Below are 3,936 nucleotides of genomic sequence, written 5' to 3' on the forward strand. Positions count from 1 at the left end.
ATCTTTTGATTTTCCTCAGACCGCCTGCTTCTCCAGCTTCTTCTCCTGCGCCGTCACCTGCTGGCACAACTCGATCATCTGCTCGCGCATCCAGCGGTTGGCCGGGTCCTGGTCGGTGCTTTCGTGCCAGTACAAATGCGTTTCCACCGAGGGCACATCATTCACCGGCAAATTGAACGACTGCAAATCATGGCGGCGGGCGAAGCGTTCCGGCACGGTCATGACCATGTCGGTCTGCTGCATCACTTGCGAGGCCATCAGATAGTGCTGCGAGCGCAGGGCGATCTTGCGCTGGATGCCCATTTTGCCCAGCGCCAGATCGACATAGCCCAGCCCGCTGCGGCGGCTGGAAATATGGATGTGGGTCAGCGACAGGTAGTCATCGAGGCTGAGTTTTTCCTTGCCCGCCATTGGATGGCCCTTGCGCATGGCGCAGACGTAACGGTCGTCCATCAGCTTGACGTGGCGCACCTGCGGGTCGGTATTGAGCGGAGCATCCACGGCGAAATCCAGACGCCCGGCCGCGAGTTCCTTGGTGGTTTCCCGGCGCTTGGACAGAAAGCTTTCGATGATCACCGTTGGCGCGAGGCGGCGCAGGCGCTGGAACAGTGGCGGCAGAATGATTGCTTCCGTCAGGTCGGTCATGCTGATGCGGTAGGTCTTGACCGCCTGCGCCGGGTTGAAGATGCGACTTTCCTGCACCGATACGCGCAGCAGCGACAGGGCGTTGCGCACCGGGCCGATGATGTTCTGCGCCATCGGCGTGGGCACCATGCCCTGAGCGGTACGCACGAAGAGCGGGTCGTTGAAGGTTTCGCGCAACCGCGCCAGCGCGTTGGACACCGCCGGCTGGGTGATCCCGACAATCTGCCCGGCGCGGGTCAGGTTGGCTTCGGTGTAGATCGCGTCGAAGACGATGAAAAGGTTCAGGTCGACCTTGCTCAGATTCATAACGCGGCTTCTCTTGTTATTAAGTGCAAGTGTTTTGGCGCTGACGATCAGCGGATCATATATTGGTGATGAATGTTTATACACGCCGAGAATAGGCTAGGTAAATGATCAGCGCTGTTCTAGCATCGATTGCATGACTTGAACAACCTCTGCCCGAGAAGGTAACTACCCATGGATTTCGCTTATTCGCCCAAGGTTCAGGAACTGCGTGAGCGCGTGACTGCGTTCATGGACACTTACGTTTACCCGGCCGAAGCGGTGTTCGAACGCCAGGTCGCCGAGGGCGATCGCTGGCAGCCGACCGCGATCATGGAAGAGCTCAAGGCCAAGGCCAAGGCTGAGGGTCTGTGGAATTTGTTTCTGCCTGAGTCCGAGCTGGGCGCCGGCCTGAGCAACCTCGAATATGCGCCGTTGGCGGAAATCATGGGCCGTTCCCTGCTGGGGCCGGAGCCGTTCAACTGCTCGGCGCCGGACACCGGCAACATGGAAGTGTTGGTGCGCTACGCCAATGAAGAACAGAAACAGCGCTGGCTCGAGCCGCTGCTGCGCGGCGAGATCCGTTCCGCGTTCGCCATGACCGAGCCGGATGTGGCGTCTTCCGACGCTACCAACATGGCCGCCCGTGCCGTGCGTGATGGCGATCAGTGGGTAATCAACGGCAAGAAATGGTGGACTTCCGGCGCCTGCGATCCGCGCTGCAAGATTCTGATCTTCATGGGCCTTAGCAACCCCGACGCGCCGCGTCACGCCCAGCACTCGATGATCCTCGTGCCGGTCGATACCCCCGGGGTGAAGATCGTCCGGCCGCTGCCGGTGTTCGGTTACGACGATGCACCGCACGGTCACGCCGAAGTGCTGTTCGATAACGTTAGGGTGCCGTACGAAAACGTCCTGCTCGGTGAAGGACGCGGCTTTGAAATCGCTCAGGGTCGCCTTGGCCCAGGGCGGATTCACCACTGCATGCGTTCGATCGGCATGGCCGAACGTGCGCTGGAACTGATGTGCAAACGCTCGGTGAGCCGCACCGCATTCGGCAAACCGCTGGCCCGTCTGGGCGGCAACATCGACAAGATCGCCGACTCGCGGATGGAGATCGACATGGCGCGTCTGCTGACGTTGAAAGCGGCGTACATGATGGACACCGTCGGCAACAAAGTGGCGAAAAGCGAGATCGCGCAGATCAAAGTCGTCGCACCGAACGTGGCCTTGCGGGTGATCGACCGGGCGATCCAGATGCACGGTGGGGCAGGGGTGTCGAACGATTTCCCGCTGGCCTATATGTATGCGATGCAGCGCACCCTGCGCCTGGCCGACGGCCCGGACGAAGTGCACCGCGCGGCGATCGGCAAGTTCGAGATCGGCAAATATGTGCCGAAGGAGATGATGCGTAGCGGTCAGTAACACCGCGTCGCCTCATTCACATTCCCCCCAGTCTGATCGTTCCCACGCTCTGCGTGGGAATGCCGCCATGGATGCTCTGCGTCCACTGTGACGCGGAGCGTCACGGGATGCGTTCCCACGCGGAGCGTGGGAACGATCAGGCGTCAGGATCAATACACCCAAACCTCAACCCGCCGATTCTTGATCCGCCCTTCATCCGCGCTGTTGGTCGCCACCGGCATCAGTGCGCCGAAGCCACGGACTTCGCGCATGACCACACCGTTTTTGACCAGCTCGCGCCGCACCGCCATCGCCCGTAGCTTCGACAGCAGATCGGCCCGCGCCGGGTCATCCTTCAAATCACCAAACCCCACCAGCGTCACCGCCCGTTCGGTCTTGCCATGGCGCTTTATATAGTCGAGCACCCGCGCCAGATCCTGCCGCGCCTTGTTGTCCAGACTGGCGCTGCCCTCGGCAAAACGGAAATTCACTGTCAGACGCTGGGCATGCCGGCTGAGAGATTGATAACCCTCGGGCATCAGCGCATTCGGCGCCACGCTCATGGCTTGTACGGTCTGGCTGACAAAACCGCTGGTCGCGACGATCGCCTGACCCTGTGGACTTTGCGCGAACGTTGCCAACGCCTGCGCCCACGGATTGCGGCTGTCCGGCGGTAGATAAAAGAACAAGCGCCGCGACAGCGGATAATCTTCGGTGGCGATCAGACTGTTCAGCGGCAGCATCGCTTGCGAGGCGCCGTCGGCAATCGCCACGGCTTTGGCCTGACGCACGTAAGGCAAGCCGATGAAGCCGATACCTTGCGGATCGGCGCTGACCGCGTCGGACAATTGCTCGCTGGATTCGAAACGCTTCGCCGCGCTGCTGAGACTTTTCCCGCGCCGGCTCAGGACCAGTTCCTTGAACGTGTCGTACGTCCCGGACTGATCATCCCGCGCATATAAATGAATGGCGCCGCCACGGCTACCGAGCTCTTCCCAGGTTTTCACTTCGCCGGCAAAAATCCGCGCCAGTTGCTCGGTGTTCAACTGCTCAAGCGGGTTGGCCGGGTTGAGGATGATCGCCAGTCCGTCGATGGCAATGACTTGCTCGGCCGCCGGGCTTTTCAGATCGCCGAGGGCTTGCAGGGCAAGCAGTTCGCTGTCCTTGATCTCACGGGAAGAGGCGGCCAGATCGGCGCTGGCGTTTTTCAATGCAGTGAAGCCAGTGCTGGAACCGTGGGCGGCGACTTCGATGACCACGCGTTGCCCTTGTGCGGTCTCGCCGACGATGCGTTGTTCGTTGGCGGTGTCCGGGGTTTCGCGGTGGATTTTCAGCAGGCCTTGTTCCTGCAACAGGCCTTCGACCAGCGCCGGGCCGAGTTCGGCGCCGATGGTGTTGGAGCCCTGAATGCGCAATGCCGGGCCGTTTTCGGGGATCGGCAGGGCGGCGGCGGACACCGACAGCCAGCCACTCAACAGGAAAACGCAGAGAACACGCAGGGTCATGCCGGCACCGAATCAAGCCAAGGGGATTGCCGGGGAGATTAAGTCAGGCGCGTGACCGAAATATGACAGATCAAAAGATCGCAGCCTTCGGCAGCTCCTA

Annotated in this window: 3 protein-coding genes; 1 reads left to right on the forward strand and 2 read right to left on the reverse strand. The window is 61.1% G+C overall.

Annotation, left to right across the window (positions count from 1 at the left end; genetic code table 11):
• Window positions 1–15 precede the first annotated feature (15 nt).
• Window positions 16–951 carry a LysR family transcriptional regulator gene (locus tag F8N49_RS26230; protein ID WP_071172922.1) on the reverse strand — a complete coding sequence of 312 codons (936 nt, stop codon included), beginning with the start codon at window positions 949–951 and terminating at the stop codon, window positions 16–18.
• 171 nt (window positions 952–1,122) lie between these two features.
• On the opposite strand from F8N49_RS26230, the gene F8N49_RS26235 reads away from it, so the two are divergent.
• Entirely contained in the window at window positions 1,123–2,352 is a 1,230-nt protein-coding gene (locus tag F8N49_RS26235) for an acyl-CoA dehydrogenase (protein ID WP_024013435.1), read from the forward strand.
• A gap of 149 nt (window positions 2,353–2,501) precedes the next feature.
• Here the strand turns inward: F8N49_RS26235 and F8N49_RS26240 are convergent, their stop codons facing one another.
• Window positions 2,502–3,836 (reverse strand): substrate-binding domain-containing protein, encoded by a 1,335-nt coding sequence (locus tag F8N49_RS26240; protein ID WP_151553169.1) that lies wholly within the window; start codon window positions 3,834–3,836, stop codon window positions 2,502–2,504.
• Window positions 3,837–3,936 lie beyond the last annotated feature (100 nt).

Origin of the sequence: Pseudomonas sp. GXM4, from assembly GCF_008923895.1 — a bacterium.
GTDB classification, from domain to species: domain Bacteria; phylum Pseudomonadota; class Gammaproteobacteria; order Pseudomonadales; family Pseudomonadaceae; genus Aquipseudomonas; species Aquipseudomonas atacamensis.

What these genes read in the sequence shown, in the direction of transcription:
- F8N49_RS26230 (WP_071172922.1), bottom strand. Translation starts at nt 951, where the DNA reads ATGAATCTGAGCAAGGTCGACCTGAACCTTTTCATCGTCTTCGACGCG.
- F8N49_RS26235 (WP_024013435.1), top strand. Translation starts at nt 1,123, where the DNA reads ATGGATTTCGCTTATTCGCCCAAGGTTCAGGAACTGCGTGAGCGCGTG.
- F8N49_RS26240 (WP_151553169.1), bottom strand. Translation starts at nt 3,836, where the DNA reads ATGACCCTGCGTGTTCTCTGCGTTTTCCTGTTGAGTGGCTGGCTGTCG.